Below are 16678 nucleotides of genomic sequence, written 5' to 3'. Positions count from 1 at the left end.
CCAGCGATGGCGGTGGGGCAGTCGACGTGGTGTTGGATGTGCTGGCCTCATCGCTGGCGAGCCAGCTCCCACAGTTTCTGCGGTGTGCTCAAAAATCTTTGTATGTGTGCAAAGTCCTGTAGGAGTGAGCCTGCTCGCGATGGCGGTGATTCAGTCGATATTGATGTTGCCGGGACGGACGCTATCGCGAGCAGGCTCACTCCTACAGGGGGTGGTGGTTCGGGCACGAAAACGTGTGGGAGCTGGCTTGCCAGCGATGGCGGTGGAGCAGTCGATATCGATGTTGTATGTGCTGGTCTCATCGCAGAGTGGCTTGTGCCAAACTGAAACAGCGCAAGCGTAAGTAATACCCGGCCGTTTTCGGGAGGATTATCCATAAAGTCTTTCAGCTCTTCCATAGAACTGACCTTACGTGACTACTCTGAATGGCCGCAGTGAATTGAAGAGGATCGATAATTCACTATAGGGAAAATATTACAAAATGTTGCCGCAGCATCAAGTTGTTTGTTAAATTGCGCGCCTTCGAAAATTTGGCAGGGACGCGTTATGTTTCTTATTTGGCAAGGCTGGGGCATTCTTTCGGTTTTGATTCCGCTGGTGGGGCTGATTTCTTTCGCCGGGCTTCCTAACGGGATGGGTGTAGGCGTGGGTTTGTTGGTTGCAGCTGCCGCTAACGCCTTTATCGGCCACAAGCTGAACAATCAGCCGGGCAAGACCTACATTGATCCAGCTACCGGCGGTGAAGTTGTCTTCCGCAAAAAACACACATTGTTCTTTGTGCCGATGCAGTACATGTCTGTGCTGATGGTTATTGTCGGGCTGTTTGCGTTGATTACGTTGCACTAAATACACCGCTTGAAAACGGCGCACGTGAAGTCTCAGGACTTGCGTGCGCTTTTTTATGCGCGCCGTTTAAGGGTTTCCCTGATCGCTTAGTGGTTTGCAACATGGCAAACTTTTGCCCCCTGCGCAGGCCTGTGCCATTACGCAAGTCGCGCAATACGGAATATCAGCCATGGAACTTCGGTGATCTTTACATCGGGTTCAACTCAACAAGGAAGTCGTCATGAAAGTCGCTTTGGGTCTTTTCACTCTCGCTGGATGCTTGTTCAGTTTTTCCGCTACGGCGGCGCCGACTCACGGCGAAATGTTCCAGGCGTTGGCCGAGTGCAAAGGCAATGCGCAGCAGGTCGGCGAGTTCAATGCGCTGGTGGATGCCAAGCAGTTGACCTTGGCCAAAGATGCCGCGCACACCCCGTGGGGCGGCGGTGCCTGGCAGGTGACGCCTGCGCTGTCGGTCAGCGGTGTGTCGTCGTCCACGGCGGTGATGATTGACCGTTTCGGCTTCTTCCTCCAGACCAAAAGCAGCACCCCGGCGGCGGACGCAGAGAAGCTCGCCGGTACGCTGAAACTGAAAAAAGTCCTCGATACCGGCGGCTATGTCGACTATCAACGCAGCCTCGACAATGGCGCAACGCTGCGCGTGCTGTCGACCGAAGACAAAGATGTCGATCTTTATGTCGGTTGCAGCTACCCGCAAACGGCTTCCTGAGACCGGATGTCAGTGGGGCACGCCGCGATGTTGGTGGCGTGACCCTCGTCCTCAACGGTTGACCAAACCGCCTGCCTGTTTCCATTGCTTCTGCAGAAATTCGCTGATCAGCGCGGTCACTTGCTGCTGAATGTCTTCCCGTGGCCGCGCCGCGTCACCATCCCCGCAAATGATGCCATCGCCCGGCACGTCTTCTTCGAGCAGTGCCACTGCTCCCGGTTTGCACTGTTGCAGGAAGCTGAAGTGGCTGGCGTCGTTGATCTCGACATAGTGGCTTGACGCCGCCGGCAGGCGTTTGGCGAGGTCGGCCGACTCCAACGCTGCAGGCAGATCCAGCGACGGTGCGCCCGCCGCGATCACCAGCGCCGGTACTGGCAATGCGGCGAGGCTCGCGTCGGTCATGCCGCGTGAAAATCCCAGATCCAGTGCCACCACCGCCGTGACGCGTTTATCGCGCAAGTCACTGGCCAGGCCATCTTTCAATGCCGGCGTGCTCGCAGGGTTGATCTTTTGGTAGTTGATGCAACTGGCCAGTTGCGGATGAACTGTGCAGTCACGCGCAAACAGCTCCGGATCGAAACGCGCGCCGGCGATTTCCATAGCGGTCCAGCCGCCGAGTGAATGGCCGACCACGGCAATCTCGCGCGGCGCGACCCCACCAAATTTTTCAGGTTGGGAGGTCACCGCTGCAATCGCCCGACCCAGATCAACCGGCCGCTGCCACAACTGCGCGGCTGCTTGCGGGCTGCGGTCATGAGTTGTGGTGCCGGGGTGGTTGACCGCTGCAACGATGTAACCCTTTTCGGCCAGCGCATTTGCCAGCCAGATCTGATTGCCCCAATTGCCTCGGTAACCGTGGGAGAGCACGACCAAAGGATGCTCGCCCGCCACCGGTGGCGCGTCGCGCACGGCCGCCGCGCCGACAAACACCACGTCATCGGCGATCATCTGGGCAGGGGTTTTGGCGGCTGTGGGGTACCAGACGACCAAGTCCAGCGGCCGCTGATGTTGCGCGTCCGCGAGTTTCAGGGATTGGATGCCGACCGCGTTGACGTCAGCGAGGGCGTGGCTCGCCAGGCAGGTCAACAACAGGGCACCGAGAGCAGTTTTCAATGGGGTTATCTTCCTTGGTTGAGGTGGAGGTGCAGAGCCTGGAACTTGCCGACGACTTGCATTCCATGAGCCCGAACGGACTATTGAGATCAGGTGAATGGCTGTGCAATTGCGCTCAAGGATCTTCGGTCGCGAGGGACACCTGGAGGTAGAAGTACTCTATCTGCGGCCAAGCCTTGCGCGTGTTGATGGGCGTTTCCTCGGAACCCATTCCGAGCAGATACCAGTGCCGGGTTTTTTTATCCCGATAGGAATAAAACGTCGAATCCCAACCACAGCAGATATAGCGCAGCATTGGCAATCCGAAGCGGTGGTTCAGGTAGCGCTCAGCCGCAAGGGCATCGGTGCCTCTGACGCGGTAGCGCGCGACGAAAGGTTTTCCCTGCGCGTCGAGGTCTTGGCTGCACTGCAGAAACTCGACGAATGGAGGCTTGTTGCTGAGTGTCGCGAGGAAGTCTGCGCATCGCGGCTCAGCCATGGCGCAGCCGGCAAACATGCACGCAACGGCCAAGAGAAGTTTGCTGATCCGTCTGCTCATTGCTTCTTCCGTGAGGGTCTGCCCAAGCGTCGTTTTCGGCGCCGGTCAGCTTGTTTACACGCAACCTTGGAATTTGCCAATACGCCCTCATAACATCAGCTATCCCCACGTCCCCGAGAGGAAGGACACACCATGACCACGCAAACCGAAACTGCCATTCTTGCCGGCGGCTGCTTCTGGGGCATGCAGGACCTGCTGCGGCGCTATCCCGGTGTGCTGCAGACGCGAGTCGGATACACCGGCGGCGATGTACCGAACGCGACTTACCGCAACCACGGCAACCACGCCGAAGCCATCGAAATAGTCTTCGATCCGGCCGTGATCAGCTACCGACAGATCCTTGAGTTCTTCTTCCAGATCCACGACCCGAGCACACCCAACCGCCAGGGCAACGACCTCGGCCCAAGCTATCGTTCGGCGATTTACTACCTCAGCGAAGCACAGCGCGATGTCGCCGAGGACACCGCTGCCGACGTCGACGCTTCGAAATTGTGGCCGGGGAGGGTGGTCACCGAAATCGAGCCGGCAGGCCCGTTCTGGGAAGCGGAGCCGGAACACCAGGATTACCTGGAGCGCATTCCGAATGGCTACACCTGCCACTTCATCCGCCCGAACTGGAAGCTGCCCAAGCGCGCCTGAAAATCAAATTGCCCCCTCGACGTCCGTGTGAGACGTTGAGGGCGCTGTTTATTTTTCAGGGACGAACATGACCATTCGATTGACCCAAACCCAAGACTGGAAGCTGCTCAAACACGTCCGGCTGGCCGCACTGCGGGACGCGCCGACGGCGTTCGGAGTGAGTTATGGTGGAGTGCAGTGCCCACGACTGTCTGGTTCTGACTGAACGAGATCGGCACCTGAATGTGATGATTTGCCTGCCAGTGACAGGCCGAGCGCTGACCGTCACTTCATCGGTTGTCACGGCCGGATTACTGCCTGTCGTGGCAGGCAATAATCGACAGCCTATCACCGGCGGCAATTACTCCGTCGCCGCCTCTTCCTTCAGGTTCAGGCGGAAGGCATCCCGCGCGGTTTTTCCGACGTAAGTGGTGAGCGCGTAATTCGCGGTGCCACCAATGATCACGCCGATCCCGAACGGGATCACTTTCGCGGCGGCTTTCTGAGTGAACGAAATGCCGATTTTTGCGAACAGTTCCTTGATGATCTGCAGCGTTGGGCCCTTCAGATATTGCTGAACCATGCGCACGCCGGCCTTGCTGGCGATTCGGGTGGCGCCGGTCGAACCCATCTGCTCAAGCGAGCCGTACAACGCAATGATGTACGACATGTGCTTGGCATCTTCGTTGGACATGTTGCCGTTAATGGCGACCGCCAGACACATGGTCATGTCGATCTGCAGCTTCATGCACACCGAGATATCCGCCAGCCCGCCACCGACAGCACTGACTGCCGTGCCGATACCGGGAATAACGCCCGGCAGGGCCGTAGCGGCGCCAGACGTTGCGGCCAATTTCGAGTAGCGACTGATGATCTTGTCGACGACGGCATCTTGAATCTTTTCATCCGACGCGGACGGCGCCGATTTGCGGGCTTGCGATTCGTACTGGGTGACCAGTTCGCGGGCATCTTGCGGGCTGATGGCGATGGCTTCTACCATCTTCATCAAAGAGGAACTGCTTTCTTCTTTTACTTGGGTCATACCGAATTCCATTCGTAGATTTTAATCAGTGACATGTTCACGGACGAGCGCGGGTTCCGAGAGTGCCATAACTGATATCAAAACAACATTACCTTTAGAGATTGGAATGTGGCGGGTTTTGCGAAGGGATAATTTGCCGAGGTTCAATACAGCCCATTCAAAACCCACCCGGCAATGCCTGTTCCGACCACAACCAGCCACGCTGGCAGCTTTGCGAACATCAACGCAATCAGGGCAACCAGCGCCAGGCAGAAGTCTTGTGGTTCGATAATGGCGCTCGTCCAGACAGGTTGGTAAAGCGCGGCCAACAGCAGGCCAACCACCGCGGCGTTCACCCCAGCCAAAGTGGCTTGCGCACGCAAGTTGCGTCGTAACCGCTCCCAAAAAGGCAAGGCACCGATGATCAACAGAAACGAGGGTGCAAAAATCGCCAGTAAGCAGATCACGCCACCTGCCCAGCCTGAAGGCGCGACGTTCATCGACGCACCGAGAAACGCGGCAAACGTAAACAAGGGGCCGGGCATTGCCTGCGTGGCACCATAGCCGGCCAGAAACGCTTCATTGCTAACCCAGCCAGTGGGCACAACTTCCGCTTGCAGTAGAGGCAGAACGACGTGGCCACCGCCGAACACCAAAGCGCCGGCGCGGTAAAACGCATCCACCATTGCCACGCGATGATCGGGATTCAGTTCGGCCAGCAACGGCAGGCCCATCAGCAATACCAGGAACACTGATAAACAGATCGCACCGGTTCGCCGGCTGAGGGTGATCGGCAGAGCGTCGTGCTCAACAAGTTCCGCCGGTTTGAACAGCAACAGGCCCGCCAGACCCGCGGCGAAAATCACAGCCACCTGTGCCCATGCCGACGGTGCAAGCAATGCAACACACGCGGCAATCGCCATGAGGGTAATGCGCGGCACGTCCGTGCATAGATTTCGCGCCATGCCCCACACGGCTTGAGCAACCACCGCAACGGCGACCACTTTGAGCCCATGCAGGGCGCCAGGCGAAAGCGCCGTGCCGTAACGGGCAATGCCCAGCGCAAACAAAATCAACGCAGTCGCCGACGGCAGGGTAAAACCCACCCACGCCGCCAATGCGCCATGGTATCCCGCCCGCGACATGCCCAAGGCGATGCCGACCTGGCTGCTCGCCGGGCCGGGCAGAAATTGGCAGAGCGCTACCAGATCCGCATAACTGCGTTCGCTTAGCCAATGACGCCGGAGAACAAATTCATTATGGAAGTACCCCAAGTGCGCCACCGGACCACCGAAAGAGGTCAGTCCGAGGCGCAGAAAGATCAGAAACACCGACCAGGCACTGCTTTTCTCAACGGTCTCAGGCTGAGTCATGTACCGACGTTCCTGCTTTTTACAATGGAGTGACGATAGTCTATTTCGATTTTTCTGAAGTGCTCACGGGAGGGGCGTTCTACCTTAAGCAATCGCTATGCGTAAGGCCTGTATCAAGCGTCCTGCGACATACCCTTCAACCGCACCTTCACTGGCGCCCGCTTCAAAACCTGCGCAACAAACCGATGCGTCGCCTTCGCTCACGCGGTAAACGGCAATGACACTGCCAGGCCCGCAGCCTGTGTGTCCGCTGAGGGTGTAACCACCTTCGATCGATCCTTGCATCAAACCCAGCCCATACCCCGGCGTAACCCACGGTCGCCCCGGAATCGGGCCGCCCAATGTTTTTGTTGATTGCATTTCTTCGAGCAAGTCTGTGGGGAGGAGGTGGCCGGCGAGTAGCCGATCAAGCAGTAGCGCAGCTTGCGAAAGGGGGCCGATCAACAAACCGTGATAGACCCAGCCAAGGTCATAATTCGAGCGGCTTGCCGAGTGGGTATCCTGCAGGTCGTTTCGCGTTTTAGCGAAGCGAACGTTCGACAGGCCTAAAGCGCCGAGAACGCGTTGATTGACTGCGTCTTCAAGCGACAGATCAGTCACTCGCTCAATCAGCCTGCCGACGAACAGGTAACCCACATTCGAGTAGCGCCATCCGCTTCCGGGGCTGTATCGAAGCCGGTTACCGTCAAGGCGTTGCATCATTTCATCGGCGGACCAGGCTGCCTGATGGTTAGCGACGGCGGCGTGATAGTCGGCCAATTCGCTGTAGTCGGCGAGACCTGCTTCATGGCGCAGTAGTTGGCGCAGTGTGAAGGGTTGATCAAGGATGGGGGCGTCCAGGCTGACCAAGCCGTCACGTACCAACGTCAGGGCAGTCGCCGCCAGGACTGTTTTCGTAAAACTCCACCAAGGGGTCATGAGGTTTGAGTGGTCAGTTGTTGGAGACTGGCCATTCAATACAAGTGAACTCAGCATTGGCTTCCCTAAGATGGCGAGCGGGTTGATGGGGCAACAAGATATCTCATTCGGTTTGCTCTGAGGCTGTTGGGTCGTCTGTGCGTTTGGAGCGGCTGTTTTCGCCCAGATGTGCCTGATCTATGGCAATGGCGTTTGCTACCGGGCGTTGTGCGGGATTAGATTGCTGCCCGGCGGCGTCTACTCCTGGCGTCGAAGCAACGGTGCAAGCATTCTGAGCACGGGCAGCCCGAGTCCACCTGCAGGCAGATGTCTGGTTCCGTTTCGTTCAAACCCTGGTTGTTTACTAAAAGATAATGCACATGAAGAAGCTGAGTAATGACTTCAGTGGCGCGCTGCGAACCTTTGCCTATTTCATGGCAAGTGGAAGCCACTACATGCTTAAAAACGTCGACTATCTGGAAATCTATGGCTCGGAGCCCAGCGCCATCGAAATGGTCTTTGCGATATTCGCCAACGTCATAGAGATGGACAGTGAGGGCAATGTGCTCAATTTTACCCACGCCCAGAAGAGAGCGACTGACTATCTGAGGTCATATTGCGATCCGGCGTTCAAAGTCTCACCGCCGTTTGAAGACTGGGAAATCGAACTCTATGGGCCTCCCGCTCAAGGACGCTAGAACCAGATTTTGCTCTGGCATTTCAGGGGCGGGACGATTGCTTTCGGTCGGGGGGCTGTAACCTGCGAGAGGCTCTCCCGCACTAGCCAGCCAGAATCTGACAACTCATTGAATTCGAGCACCAGGTGCCCATTGGCTGCCGTGTGCAGCGTCGGATTCATCATTCCCACAGACTGAGAAAGTGCTCATAAGCGGCGCTCTCGATTTCCAGTCTCGAATGGCTGTCCATTTGCATCCCCGTCAGGTGTTTGGCAACGGTCGGTCAACCACCGGCCTCACAACAGACTCCACGAAACCCCGACATACACACCCATCCCTTCACCCGGCGTAGACCGCGCGGCATCCAGCCCTTTGTCGTCATAGCCCGGTGTAACCGTCGCCGCATAGTGTTTGTTGGTCAGGTTGCGCATGTCCAGCCACGTTTGCCAGTCGCCCTTCGGCGCGTTGTAGCCCAGCGTTGCGCCGAACAGTGCGTAAGGGTCGGCGTAGTAGCTGTCGGCGTAATCCACCGCCACTTTCGAGACCAGTTGCGTATTCACGGCGGCGAAGAAGCCCTGTGGCCAGTCATAGCGCAATTCGCCCTGGTAGTAATGCATCGGCAGGCCGGGGAGGCGGTTGTCGCCGAAGCGCTCGTCGTCGCGATAGTGGAAGTCGCTGAAGGTGTAAGCCTGGCGCAGGCTCAACTGGCGGCCGTCGGCGGCGGACCAGAGCTTGCTGTTCAGGCTGGCCTCGACGCCTTGGTGTACGGTCGGGCTGGCGTTGAGTTCATACGGGGTGACGGCGCTGGCGTCCGGCAATACCGAGAGCAGTTCGTGGCGCACTTGCGCGTAGTACCAGGCCAGGCTCCATTCACCGATGGCGCTGTCGCCGCGGCCACCGAGTTCGAGGGTGGTCGCGGTCTGGTTTTGCAGGGTGATCGGGTCTTTCTGGGTGCCGGTGGCCGGGCCGTTGCCCGCCGGGAAGCGCACGTTGGAGCTGTAGATCAGCGACCACGGGTGCGGTGCTTCGACCGAGCGACTGAGGTTGCCGAACACTTGCAGGTCGGGCGTGATCTGGTAGCGCAGACCGATGCGCGGTGCGTAGTCCCAGTCGTTCAGGCTGGTTTTGCCGCCGCTTTGCGGGTAAGTCACGTCGCTTTCGCGGCGGGTGTAGATGGCGGCGAGGCCGGTGGTCAGCCAGAGGTCGTCGGCGATTTCCAGATCGTTGCCAAAGTGCAGGACGGTGTCCGAGCCTTGATAGGTGAAGTTGCGCATGTGTGTGCCGGGAGCGTAGCCGGCGGTATTACCGGTGGGGATGCGTACCAGCTCGCTGGCGCCGTCGTTCGGCAGGTGTTTGGTCACGCGCAGGCCGACGTTGCTGCGGCTTTCCATACCGAAAAGAGTGTCGCGGCGTTTGTAGTCGAAGGTGCCGCTGACATCGCTGTAGGCAACTTTCAGGCGGTTGGGGCCTTCGCGCAGATCCATCGGGTAATCGTGGTAGACGAGGCCGGTCTGGATGCTTGAATCGTCGTCGATGTAGAAGGTGGTCTTGTTGCCGATGAAGGTGCTGCCCGGCTGTTTGCGGCTGTCGTCGCGCGCCACATAAGACGGGTTGGCGGCGCGTGGATCGTGTTCGATGGAATGCTTGGTCACACGCCCGGCGAGGTCGTTGTCGGTCTCGCGGTAGCGGATGTAGAAGCGCGTTTCCAGATTCGGGTTGAAGCGATAACCGAAGTTGGCGATCAGGCCTTTGCTTTCGCTGGCGGTGTGATCCTGATAGCTGTCGGCGTTGGAGTCGGTGAGCGACACGTAGTAGTCGAAGTCGCCGAGCACTTGCCCCGAACTGACCTGACGCTGCTGATAACCGTGGCTGCCGGTGGCGTAGCGCACTTGCAGTTTCGGCGCGTTGTAGCCGGTGTGGCTGACGTAATCGATGGCGCCGCCCAGCGCCAGCGAACCGCGATCAAAACCGTTGGCACCGCGCAGCACTTCAACGTGATCGACCCACAGCGGTTCGAGCAATTCGTACGGCGTGCCGCCGGGGCCGGTCAATGGCAGGCCATCGAGCATCGTGTACAGCCCCGAGGCATGGGCGCCCGGCGCGCGGTTGATGCCCGAGCCGCGAATCGAGATTTTCACGCCTTCGTTGCCCGCCGACTGCGCATAGACCCCCGGCTGATAGGCCAGCACGTCCTGATTGCTGGCGACACGGCCCTGCAAGGGTTGGCGCATGTCGACCACATTGGTGGCGCCGGGCACCTGTTCGAGGCGGGCCTTGGCTTCTTCAACGCTGGCATCCGACCCACTGCGCTCATCCGCCGAAATCAGTACTTGCCCAAGCTCCAGCCCTTGAGTGTCGGCCATCGCCGGGCAGGCGAGGGCCAGGCCGAGCAGGGCGGTGGGCAGGGATTTGGGCGACGGCATCGGGAAACTCCAGCAAACAAGGGGCGGACAATGAACAGTGCGACGTAACAAAGAACGAAGGAAACACATGGCAATTTTGCTTTTTGCCCGGCAATGGCAAACCTCAGGTCGTGGGCTAACCTCACGTGTCTGGTTTGCCGCGTCAATAAACGCTTTGTTTCCGTATTCATTCGTGAGGGCTCGGTCATGGCAAAAGACAAGAAAAAGGCCGCCAAGGCGCCTGAAAATCCCAAGCTGAAAAACAAGGATTACCTCGATCAGTTGCGCAAGCTGCACGTCGAACTGGTCAAGTTGCAGGAGTGGGTGATCGCCAAGGGCGTCAAGGTCTGCATCGTTTTCGAGGGCCGCGATGGCGCCGGCAAGGGCGGGACGATCAAGGCCCTCACCGAGCGTGTCAGCCCGCGCGTCTTTCGAGTGGTGGCGCTGCCTGCGCCGACGGATCGCGAGAAGAGCCAGATGCATGTGCAGCGTTATCTGCCTTATCTGCCGGCAGGGGGCGAGGTGGTGATCTTTGATCGCAGTTGGTACAACCGCGCCGGGGTTGAGCGGGTGATGGGCTTTTGCACGGAGGATCAGGCCGACAAGTTTCTCAAGTCGATCCCGTGGGTCGAGCACGCCATCGTTCAGTCGGGGGTGATCCTGCTCAAGTATTGGCTGGAGGTCAGCCCCGAAGAGCAGACGCGTCGGCTGGAAGCGCGGATCAACGATGGCCGCAAGATCTGGAAACTGACGCCGATGGACCTCAAGTCCTACAGCCGCTGGTACGACTATTCCCGCGCGCGCGACGAGATGTTCAAACACACCGACACCGAACATGCGCCGTGGCGCGTAGCTGATTCGAACGACAAGCGCCGGGCGCGGCTGAACATCATCACCGACGTGCTCAGCCGCATTCCCTATGAGGAGGTGAAACGCGAAAAGGTGGAATTGCCCAAACGGCAGAAACCCGGCAAATACCGCGAGCCGGATTACCCCTACCAGCACGTCGCCGAAAAATTCTAGACAACCCTCTGTAGGAGCTGCCGAAGGCTGCGATCTTTTGACCTTGATCCTGAAAAACAAAATCAAAAGATCGCAGCCTTCGGCAGCTCCTACCGGTCTTGCGGAAAAATTCGACGTGCTTTTGGGGGAGGTTTTTTCGGTTAGACGACGCTGGCGCGGTTGAGGTTGCTGAGGTGGCCGGCGCCTGCTGCCTGTAATCGCGCAATGAGGTCCTGGCGCGCGGTTTGCCCGCCCGCGCGGACGTATTCCAGTTCAGCGGCGGTGATCAGCACCACCGGCACCAGTTTTACCGGCGACAGCGGCATGTCTTCCAGCAGCGTCGGGAAGTCCGGCTGCGGCGCGCCGAGCAGGACGCCGACCATGTCGTCCTCGGTGACGAACTGTGCAGGCAACTGATCGCTCATGAAATGCGATTGACTGAACCCCGGAAGCTCCAGCGACAGTGCGCCGTACTGTTGCAACTGACCGGTGATGCCGCCAGCGTTCGCCACCGTCGCGGCGATGTGCTTGAGCATTTCAAAGGCCCAGCTTTGCTGGAGCGGGGCGACATCGCCCAGCGCACCGCGTGCATGCTCGGGAATGTCGGCGGTTTCGACGAACAATTCCATCTCGAAACCATTGCTCCGGTCTTCAGGATCATCGAACGGGTCCGACAGGCCCTCGCTGGCGAGAATGATCGAATCACCACGGCGCACGATGCGATACGCCTGCCGGGTCGAAGGCCAGTCCGGGCCGCCCATGAAGCTCGGGCTGATCATGTAACCCAACACATCGCGCTCACTCACACCGACCGCGTTCCAGTGCCGATCAAGGCACGCCTGGCTGGCTTCACGCGCCGCCAGGTTGGCTTTTTCCGCCTCGCTCAGGTCGATCTCCGAGAACGATTCGTCGACGGGTTGTGCCGACGGCAACTCGGGTTTTTTCTTCGAGACGAAGAGCTTTTTAAAGAATTCCACGGGCGTTCCTTGCAAGGTAAAAATCAGCGGCGAAGTGTGCCATAAGGCCTGATCACTTCGCCCGTAACGTCTGTTCAATCACCTCGACAAACGCCTTCACCAGTGGACTGCGTTCGCGCTTGCGCGTCAGCACCAGCAAAGGCGCCGTCGCGCCGGGTTCGGCCAGTGGGCGATAGGTCACGCCGCGTTTGACCAGGGTCTGCGTGCATTGCGGCACCACCGCCACGCCACGGCCGGCAGCGACCAGCGCGATGATCGAGGTGATCTGTTTACCGGTCGGTGCCGGCAGCGGCGTCAGGCCGTTGCGGTGGTACAGCGCCGCGATGATGTCGTTCAGGCCCGAGCCGTAATCGCTGGGGAAGGCGATCAACGGGTACGCGCTCAACTCGGCCAGGGTCACCTGATCCTGCTGCGCCAGCGGGCTGTCGCTGGCAATCGCGGCCACCAGCGGTTCGTTGTCCAGGCAGATCGCCTGCACCTCCGAGTCATCGCCGGGCGGTTGCATGCGGCTCATGCCGATGTCGAGGCGGCCCTCGATGATCTGCGCCCATTGCGTGCTGGACGCGCCTTCTTCGACGGTCAGTTGCACGTCGGGATACGACGAGCAGAAGGTCTGGATGGTCTGGCTGAAAATGTCCGACAGCGCAATCGAACTCGCATAGCCCACCGCCAGATGGCCGGCTGAACCCGCTGCCAGTTTGCTGGTGATGGTGGCGGTCAGGTCGACCTGTTCCAGCACCGCCCGGGCGTAGGGCAGAAAGTGCCGGCCCTCGGACGTCAGCGTGACGTTGCGCGTGCTGCGATCGAACAGGCGAAAACCCAATTCGGTTTCCAGTGCCGAGATCTGTCGAGTCAGCGGCGGCTGGGCGATGTGCAAGCGCGCGGCGGCACGGCCAAAGTGCAGCTCGTCGCTGACGACCAGGAAGTAACGCAGACGGCGCAGATCGATCATGTTCATCCTTGGGTATCAATCGGTCGGAAATAGGTATTGGATCGTTTCGACAGCCCATCTTATAAAAGTGTTTGAAATCATTACGAACTTTTCTTATGAATCCTCGCGTGTTTTGTCCTCGGGTCGCCTTGTTTCTGTCGGGATGCGCGGCTTTCATCAACCTTTATGCCACACAAGGCCTGCTCAACGAGCTGGCCGCTGACTTTGACGTGTCGGCCCGGCAAGCCAGCTGGAGCATTACCGTCACCACCCTGGCCGTCGCCCTGACGGCGCTGTTTGTCGGTCGATTGAGTGCGCGGGCCGAGCAGCACCGGGTCATCGCCCTGGCCGCTATCCTTTTGGCGCTGCCGGCGTTATTGGCCGCATGGGCCGGCAGTTTCAGTGAGTTTCTACTCTGGCGATCCGTGCAAGGCATGCTGATTCCGGTGGTGTTCGCCACCAGCATTGCCTACATCGGCGTGCGCTGGAAGGACGGCGCGGTCACGGAAGTGACCAGCGTGTACGTCGCCGGCACCGTGCTGGGCGGTTTTTGCGGACGCTTTCTCACCGGCTGGACCACCGAGCTTGCCGATTGGCGTATGGCGCTGGCATTGCTCGCCGGGCTGAGCCTGATTCTCGGCCTGGCGATTGCCTGGTTGTTGCCGCGCAATCCACCCGCGCCAGTGCAAAGTCCCGCTGATCACAAATCAATGCCTAGCGAGCGATTCAGCAAGCCGTTGCTGGCCGCTTATGCCGTGGGTTTTTGCGTGCTGTTTGCGCAAATCGCGATGTTTACCTACGTCGGCTTGCACCTCAGTCATGCACCGTTTTCGTTGAGCACCGGTGAGCTTGGGGCGATTTATTCAGTCTTTCTGCTGGCGCTGGTGGTGGTGCCGGTTGCCGGGCGCCTCGGTAAAGCGCGGCCGCGCAGCGATTTGATCAAAGTGGCGGCGTGCCTTGGAGTGACCGGCTCGCTGCTGACGCTGACGTCGTCCTTGTGGCTGATCGTCCTGGGTCTGGCGCTCAGCTCCACCGGGGTGTTCCTCGCACAAGCCGCCGCCAATGCGTTTATCACCGCCCACGCCCGGCAAGACAAGGCCGGCGCCGTCGGCCTGTACCTCACCAGTTATTACCTGGGTGGCAGCTTCGGCGCTTTCGTGCCGGGCACGCTGTGGGAGCTGGGTGGCTGGCCGGCCTGTATTGCGCTGATTGTGATGTTCCAGGTGCTGCCACTGCTGGTGATCCGCAGCGGCTGGAAAGTCTCTGCATTGCCGGTGATCGCCGGCCCACACGCGCTGAACGCGCTCGATTCAACATCCAACAAGGAAAAAGTGAGATGACCGTGAGTAACCTGCAGACGCTGCAAAGCCAGTTGTTGAACGTGATCGAGCCGGTGCTCGAGGACATGCCGGAGGGTGTTTTGAAGCAGGCGCTGGTGGCGACATTCCGCAGCGAAGAGGCGGCCCTGCTGGACATCGAAGCGTCGTTCCAGTTGCTCACTTCGCGTCGCCATGACGCCGTGCCGTTGCGCACATTCTTCGGCAGTTGGTCGAAAACCAACAACTCGGCCGCCAGCGTCTCGGGGCTGGCCAACCGGATCACCTTGCTCGCGCGTTCGGAGCAGGGCGGGGAGGCGGCGCAACGGCTGCATCAAGTGTGCAGCAGCCTGCAACGGATCACCGACGAAGACCTCGGCGCGCTGGGCAACATTCTGCACTCCGAGCTGTTCTACAACATGGCCACACCGATCTGCGGCGACGATCAATGGTTGCTCAAGGAAAACTGCCTGCCGTCGGCACAAGCCTTCAAGGACTGGGCGGACAGCCGACGCCTGCGCGATCGCGATCTGCTGGAAGGCCTGCTGACCACACTGGTGCATGAGGTCTACACCCACGGCGAAGTCGAATTCATTCATCCGCTGTTCAAGCAATGGTTCGAGCGCGACATGGGCGTGCCGGCCGCGAAGGTGCGTTCGACAGTCGCCTGGGTGACCGTGCACACCGGTGGCACCGAGAGCAATCACTTCGCTCACGCGGTGGCAGCGGTCGAGGAATTCGTCGATGTCATGGGCATCGCCGTGGTTCAGGCGGCGGCGCAGGAAATCTTCAGCGAGTACCTGCAACGCAAGGCCACGGTCATGCGCGATTGCGCGGAACATCTGGTTTAAGTGACCGAAAATCGCTGAAACGTTCTGCAAAGTATCAATAACGACGGAATCGGTATTGGCCTGCAGCGCAGGTTTTTATCAAGATGTTGTGGCCAAGGACCGGCCTGTACTGGCCGGTCCGAAGTTCGACAAACCCCGGAAGATCGCAAGGAAGGCCGTATGCAGCTCATTGTTTTTTGCCCGCCGAAAATTATTCTCCAGCACAGCGCCGACAGCTGGTCTGCCGCGCTGGGGCGTGAGGGCGTCCTGTTGAGCTGCACGTCGCGAATGGCGGAAATCGCCGCGCATTTGGGCGAGAGCGTGCGCTTCCAGCTCTTCGACAATTTCAATGACAGTGCGCTGGTCGAGATCGATGTCTATGAGATCGCCCGCGAACTGCATGCGCCGCTGTGCGTGGCGTTGGCCGAGATCGACGTGTTGCGGGTGGCGCGGATCAATGATCGCCTCGGCATCACCCAAGGCGCGGAGGAACGCGCGATGTTTTACCGGGACAAGTTCCTGATGAAACAGCGGACCCGCCAGTGTGGCTTTGCAATTGCCGAAATGGCGCAAATCCACAACGCTACTGAAGCGGTGCGCTTTAGCGAACGCCACGGTTTTCCGGTGGTGGTCAAACCGCGCGATGGTCGTGGTTCCAACGGCGTCCAAGTGCTCAAGGACCTTGGGCAACTGACACAGTGGCTGGCCGCGCGTCCGTCCACCACCTTCCACAACCTGATGATCGAAAGCTATGTGCGCGGCAGCCATTACATCGTCAACGGCTTGTACATCGAGGGGCAACCGATCCTCGTGTCACCGGTGCGGGTGATGACCTCGGCGCTGGATTTCCTCGGTGGCAAGTCCCACGACCTGCACATGCTCGATGCGAGCAATCCGCTGCGCGAACGGCTGGTTCAGTACGCCCGTTCGCTGGTCGAAGACGTTTTACCGTCGGATCCGACGATGCTGTTTCACCTGGAATTGTTCGTTGCCGAGAACGGTGAAATCGTCCTCTGTGAAATCGCTTCGCGGTTGGGCGGGGTGTTCTTCAATCAGGAACTGACCCATGCCTGGGGTATCGATCCGCGCATGAGCTTCCTGCGTGCGCTGCAGGATCCGACCTACCGCCCCGAGCCGATGGTCGAGCCGTTGCAGATGGTCGGGCATATCAGCATCCCGCCGCGTGTCGGTCTGCTGCGTGACGTGCCGCACACCTGCACGTTGCCAAGCGTTCTCGAATACCGCATTTCGGCGAAGAAAATGACGTCTTATTCGAGCATGGAATTCACCAACTCGGAGATCCTCAACGCCATTGTGGCGGGGCGCAACGAGGCTGAGCTGCGCGACAACCTGCAGCAGGTCGAACGCTGGTTCCACGAGAGTTGCGACTGGTCCACCAGCGCCGTTGCTGCCCTGGTCTAGACCGCAGCG

The 16678-nt window shown here is 59.4% G+C and carries 16 protein-coding genes and 1 pseudogene; 9 read left to right on the top strand and 8 right to left on the bottom strand.

Annotation, left to right across the window (positions count from 1 at the left end):
* Positions 1–546: 546 nt before the first annotated feature.
* Positions 547–846, top strand: a complete 300-nt coding sequence (locus ACQ4MY_RS05560; protein ID WP_008088537.1) for a hypothetical protein — start codon at positions 547–549, stop codon at positions 844–846.
* 220 nt (positions 847–1066) lie between these two features.
* Positions 1067–1552, top strand: a complete 486-nt coding sequence (locus ACQ4MY_RS05555) for a hypothetical protein (protein ID WP_440094227.1) — start codon at positions 1067–1069, stop codon at positions 1550–1552.
* Between the two features lie 51 nt (positions 1553–1603).
* On the opposite strand, the gene ACQ4MY_RS05550 is transcribed toward ACQ4MY_RS05555, so the two are convergent.
* Together ACQ4MY_RS05550 and ACQ4MY_RS05545 are read right to left on the bottom strand one after the other, a co-directional pair.
* Positions 1604–2665, bottom strand: coding sequence for an alpha/beta hydrolase family protein (locus tag ACQ4MY_RS05550; RefSeq protein ID WP_440094225.1), 1062 nt, complete (start codon positions 2663–2665; stop codon positions 1604–1606).
* A 115-nt stretch (positions 2666–2780) separates the two neighbouring features.
* Positions 2781–3203 (bottom strand): DUF4952 domain-containing protein, encoded by a 423-nt coding sequence (locus ACQ4MY_RS05545; protein WP_440094223.1) that lies wholly within the window; start codon positions 3201–3203, stop codon positions 2781–2783.
* 132 nt (positions 3204–3335) lie between these two features.
* Here ACQ4MY_RS05545 and msrA point away from each other — a divergent pair, with 132 nt between their 5' ends.
* Together msrA and ACQ4MY_RS05535 are read left to right on the top strand one after the other, a co-directional pair.
* Positions 3336–3842 carry a peptide-methionine (S)-S-oxide reductase MsrA gene (gene msrA, locus ACQ4MY_RS05540; protein WP_008088550.1) on the top strand — a complete coding sequence of 169 codons (507 nt, stop codon included), beginning with the start codon at positions 3336–3338 and terminating at the stop codon, positions 3840–3842.
* Positions 3843–4006: 164 nt separating this feature from the next.
* Positions 4007–4126 (top strand): annotated as a pseudogene (locus ACQ4MY_RS05535) (DUF2867 domain-containing protein); the annotation flags it as partial.
* A 56-nt stretch (positions 4127–4182) separates the two neighbouring features.
* Here the strand turns inward: ACQ4MY_RS05535 and ACQ4MY_RS05530 are convergent.
* From ACQ4MY_RS05530 to ACQ4MY_RS05520, 3 genes are all read right to left on the bottom strand, one after another.
* The gene (locus ACQ4MY_RS05530) at positions 4183–4863 is read right to left on the bottom strand and encodes an EcsC family protein (RefSeq protein WP_008088555.1); all 681 of its coding nucleotides are present in this window, start codon (positions 4861–4863) and stop codon (positions 4183–4185) included.
* 143 nt (positions 4864–5006) lie between these two features.
* Complete coding sequence (chrA, locus tag ACQ4MY_RS05525) at positions 5007–6215, bottom strand: chromate efflux transporter (RefSeq protein ID WP_440094220.1); 1209 nt, start codon at positions 6213–6215, stop codon at positions 5007–5009.
* 84 nt (positions 6216–6299) lie between these two features.
* Positions 6300–7190: a serine hydrolase domain-containing protein gene (locus ACQ4MY_RS05520; protein ID WP_440094219.1), complete on the bottom strand. Its 891-nt coding sequence runs from the start codon at positions 7188–7190 to the stop codon at positions 6300–6302.
* A gap of 302 nt (positions 7191–7492) precedes the next feature.
* Here ACQ4MY_RS05520 and ACQ4MY_RS05515 point away from each other — a divergent pair, with 302 nt between their 5' ends.
* Positions 7493–7810 (top strand): DUF7677 family protein, encoded by a 318-nt coding sequence (locus ACQ4MY_RS05515; RefSeq protein WP_045123348.1) that lies wholly within the window; start codon positions 7493–7495, stop codon positions 7808–7810.
* Positions 7811–8085: 275 nt separating this feature from the next.
* On the opposite strand, the gene ACQ4MY_RS05510 is transcribed toward ACQ4MY_RS05515, so the two are convergent.
* Entirely contained in the window at positions 8086–10212 is a 2127-nt protein-coding gene (locus tag ACQ4MY_RS05510) for a TonB-dependent receptor family protein (protein WP_440094217.1), read from the bottom strand.
* Positions 10213–10398: 186 nt separating this feature from the next.
* On the opposite strand from ACQ4MY_RS05510, the gene ppk2 reads away from it, so the two are divergent.
* Positions 10399–11214: a polyphosphate kinase 2 gene (gene ppk2, locus ACQ4MY_RS05505; RefSeq protein ID WP_440094215.1), complete on the top strand. Its 816-nt coding sequence runs from the start codon at positions 10399–10401 to the stop codon at positions 11212–11214.
* 140 nt (positions 11215–11354) lie between these two features.
* Here the strand turns inward: ppk2 and ACQ4MY_RS05500 are convergent, their stop codons facing one another.
* Positions 11355–12170, bottom strand: coding sequence for a suppressor of fused domain protein (locus ACQ4MY_RS05500; RefSeq protein WP_440094213.1), 816 nt, complete (start codon positions 12168–12170; stop codon positions 11355–11357).
* 52 nt (positions 12171–12222) lie between these two features.
* Complete coding sequence (locus ACQ4MY_RS05495) at positions 12223–13122, bottom strand: LysR family transcriptional regulator (RefSeq protein WP_008086404.1); 900 nt, start codon at positions 13120–13122, stop codon at positions 12223–12225.
* A 95-nt stretch (positions 13123–13217) separates the two neighbouring features.
* On the opposite strand from ACQ4MY_RS05495, the gene ACQ4MY_RS05490 reads away from it, so the two are divergent.
* The 3 genes from ACQ4MY_RS05490 (at position 13218) to ACQ4MY_RS05480 (ending at position 16669) form a co-directional block, all read left to right on the top strand.
* Entirely contained in the window at positions 13218–14441 is a 1224-nt protein-coding gene (locus ACQ4MY_RS05490; protein ID WP_440094211.1) for an MFS transporter, read from the top strand.
* A complete protein-coding gene (locus tag ACQ4MY_RS05485) occupies positions 14438–15268 on the top strand; it encodes a hypothetical protein (RefSeq protein ID WP_440094209.1) in 831 nt (276 codons plus the stop codon). Before ACQ4MY_RS05490 ends, ACQ4MY_RS05485 begins: the two co-directional genes overlap by 4 nt.
* Positions 15269–15427: 159 nt before the next feature.
* Complete coding sequence (locus ACQ4MY_RS05480; protein ID WP_008086399.1) at positions 15428–16669, top strand: ATP-grasp domain-containing protein; 1242 nt, start codon at positions 15428–15430, stop codon at positions 16667–16669.
* Positions 16670–16678: the final 9 nt, after the last annotated feature.

Origin of the sequence: Pseudomonas sp. SM4 (assembly GCF_051913165.1) — a bacterium.
In the GTDB taxonomy this organism is placed as follows: Bacteria; Pseudomonadota; Gammaproteobacteria; order Pseudomonadales; family Pseudomonadaceae; genus Aquipseudomonas.
Note: the sequence above shows the minus strand (reverse complement) of the source record. Positions and strands in the feature narration are given on the sequence as shown.

What these genes read in the sequence shown, in the direction of transcription:
- ACQ4MY_RS05480 (WP_008086399.1), top strand. Translation starts at nt 15,428, where the DNA reads ATGCAGCTCATTGTTTTTTGCCCGCCGAAAATTATTCTCCAGCACAGC.
- ACQ4MY_RS05520 (WP_440094219.1), bottom strand. Translation starts at nt 7,190, where the DNA reads ATGCTGAGTTCACTTGTATTGAATGGCCAGTCTCCAACAACTGACCAC.
- ACQ4MY_RS05530 (WP_008088555.1), bottom strand. Translation starts at nt 4,863, where the DNA reads ATGACCCAAGTAAAAGAAGAAAGCAGTTCCTCTTTGATGAAGATGGTA.
- ACQ4MY_RS05515 (WP_045123348.1), top strand. Translation starts at nt 7,493, where the DNA reads ATGAAGAAGCTGAGTAATGACTTCAGTGGCGCGCTGCGAACCTTTGCC.
- ACQ4MY_RS05545 (WP_440094223.1), bottom strand. Translation starts at nt 3,203, where the DNA reads ATGAGCAGACGGATCAGCAAACTTCTCTTGGCCGTTGCGTGCATGTTT.
- ACQ4MY_RS05485 (WP_440094209.1), top strand. Translation starts at nt 14,438, where the DNA reads ATGACCGTGAGTAACCTGCAGACGCTGCAAAGCCAGTTGTTGAACGTG.
- ppk2 (WP_440094215.1), top strand. Translation starts at nt 10,399, where the DNA reads ATGGCAAAAGACAAGAAAAAGGCCGCCAAGGCGCCTGAAAATCCCAAG.
- ACQ4MY_RS05510 (WP_440094217.1), bottom strand. Translation starts at nt 10,212, where the DNA reads ATGCCGTCGCCCAAATCCCTGCCCACCGCCCTGCTCGGCCTGGCCCTC.
- ACQ4MY_RS05560 (WP_008088537.1), top strand. Translation starts at nt 547, where the DNA reads ATGTTTCTTATTTGGCAAGGCTGGGGCATTCTTTCGGTTTTGATTCCG.
- ACQ4MY_RS05555 (WP_440094227.1), top strand. Translation starts at nt 1,067, where the DNA reads ATGAAAGTCGCTTTGGGTCTTTTCACTCTCGCTGGATGCTTGTTCAGT.
- ACQ4MY_RS05495 (WP_008086404.1), bottom strand. Translation starts at nt 13,122, where the DNA reads ATGATCGATCTGCGCCGTCTGCGTTACTTCCTGGTCGTCAGCGACGAG.
- chrA (WP_440094220.1), bottom strand. Translation starts at nt 6,215, where the DNA reads ATGACTCAGCCTGAGACCGTTGAGAAAAGCAGTGCCTGGTCGGTGTTT.
- msrA (WP_008088550.1), top strand. Translation starts at nt 3,336, where the DNA reads ATGACCACGCAAACCGAAACTGCCATTCTTGCCGGCGGCTGCTTCTGG.
- ACQ4MY_RS05490 (WP_440094211.1), top strand. Translation starts at nt 13,218, where the DNA reads ATGAATCCTCGCGTGTTTTGTCCTCGGGTCGCCTTGTTTCTGTCGGGA.